Annotated in this window: 1 protein-coding gene; it reads left to right on the forward strand. The window is 30.7% G+C overall.

Annotated features, from left to right (window positions below; translation table 4 throughout):
* Position 1 precedes the first annotated feature (1 nt).
* Positions 2-1,549 carry a CDS14 family ICE transfer lipoprotein gene (locus MBIO_RS00645; protein ID WP_015510706.1) on the forward strand — a complete coding sequence of 516 codons (1,548 nt, stop codon included), beginning with the start codon at positions 2-4 and terminating at the stop codon, positions 1,547-1,549.
* Positions 1,550-1,695 lie beyond the last annotated feature (146 nt).

The following is a 1,695-nucleotide window of genomic DNA, read 5'->3' on the forward strand; positions in this document are numbered from 1 at the left end:
TATGAAGTTTATGGCAATTGGAACGATAGTTCCTTTAGCAAGTTTAACGACGAGTTGTTTTGGTCCTATTTTTGAGCCACATCAACCTCCAAATCCAAATCCGAACCCTAATCCAAACCCTAGTGGCGGAGAAAGCACGGATTGGAGCGATGTGGATGGCTATGTACATTATGATGCAGAAAAGAATCCAAAAGATTTTCTAAAGAAGGACAATCAATATTATTTTGCACAAGTATTGCATAATGAGCAAAAACATGATGCCGATGTGTATAGAAATGATAATTGAAAAAAGAACGAGTATATGCCTAAAATCAATGTTCGTTTAGACTTGGATAAAGACTGGTATACTAGCCAACCTGAATTAAACGAAATTAAAGATTTATTCGATGTTGATTATAGCGCGCCGGTGAAGTTGAATAATATGATGAGAAACTTTTTGAATCCTGAATATAAAGATTTAGGTCTTGTGGATTCAAAGAATTATATTAATTCAATGGCTAGTTATTTAGAAGGACCGCAAAAAGATGTATTTGCCTATAAGGATAGTTATCATGGTAATAAATGAGTGTTTGAGGACCAAAAGGAAGTAAGAGAACACTATCACTATTATTTTGATATGGACCTTGATAATTACTATAAACAATTCATCAATGATTTTGCTCTTAAAGGCACAAGCAAGACATTTAAAGATATTGCTATTGATGGTTTATATAAACAAGGAATATGGAATAATTATTTCGACTTAGGAAGCGATTATTCAAAATGGTTTTATTTAGCTTTTACAAGAAGTAATGTTGAAAAATACCATGAAAGCTTTAAGATTTATGAGACTGCAAAACAAAACAAAGATTTCATAATGCAATTGCCTACGGGTGATGATTATAATCTTTGAAATGATTTAAGTAGTTTTGCTTGGATGGCTGGTAAGATGGTTAAGCTAACGTTAGTCAATAACGAAGCTTATAAAAAGTATTTAGAGTTATTGCAAATGTTTGGAACTATTCAAGCTGGAAATAAGAAGTGGTTTGAAATTGAACCAATATATAGAAATTATTTTAAAGAGCACTTGGATAAAGCAACAAATGCATTGCTTAATGTTCTTAAATATGGAGCAGTCTTTGGTGTGGAAATGGAAGAATTAGGCAAAGAGAAAAAAACCTTAGTTAAGATGTTTCCAGTAGCTATTGGTGATAGTCAATTTGCTGATTATGAATATAGCTACGTGTGGGCGTATAGAACACTATATGATGTGCTAATGCCTATGTATGGGGCTAATGATTGAGAAGTGCCATATAGTTTTACTGAATATGATAATCAAAAGTCAGGCAATACACCATATGCTCCAATTTACGAATACATAAACTTTTTTACAAATACTGTTTTTAAAGCTAAAGATAAAAGTTTTAAAGAACTTGAATTAAACACTAAATTTATGAATAAAATGCAAGAGGCTGAATATAAAAAAGAAGCTAAAAGTAAGTTTCATAGCTGAATTGCAATTTGGAATAATAGAGTTAATGGAAGCTTGGATACAAGCACTTTAGATTAAAAATTATGCTAACTTTACTACATAATAATGTGTGCAAAGAACTATTTTTCTAATAGATGTTTTTCTATTAGTTTTTTTGTATTAATTTATTAAGACAAAAAGGAGAAATTAAAAATGAAACCTATGATACAGAAGGATAAGTATTA

Source organism: Mycoplasmopsis fermentans PG18 (genome assembly GCF_000209735.1).
GTDB classification, from domain to species: domain Bacteria; phylum Bacillota_I; class Bacilli_A; order Mycoplasmatales; family Metamycoplasmataceae; genus Mycoplasmopsis; species Mycoplasmopsis fermentans.